At 70.2% G+C, this 242-nt stretch carries 1 pseudogene; it reads right to left on the bottom strand.

The annotated features are described in order from the left end of the window. A pseudogene (locus AC0IX4_RS23280) lies at positions 1–242 on the bottom strand (MFS transporter); the annotation flags it as partial.

The following is a 242-nucleotide window of genomic DNA, read 5'->3' as shown; positions in this document are numbered from 1 at the left end:
CGCGACGCCCGCCGCCAGCGCGGTGTAGCCCAGAGCGACCTGCAGTTGGAGCAGTAGACGGAAGACCACGCCGCCGAGCGCCGCGTAGGCCGCGAACGTGACGACGTTCGCCGCGACGAACACCGACGCCGAGAACAGCGACGGTGGTACCAGCGGGTGCTGCGTCCGACGTTCGAGGATGACGAAGACGGCGACCGCGACGAGCCCCAGGACCACCGGTAGCCACCGACCGTAGATCGCCC

Source organism: Rhodococcus sp. AC861 (genome assembly GCF_979256035.1).
The sequence above is the reverse complement of the archived record's forward strand: the minus strand, read 5'-3'. Positions and strand labels throughout refer to the sequence as shown.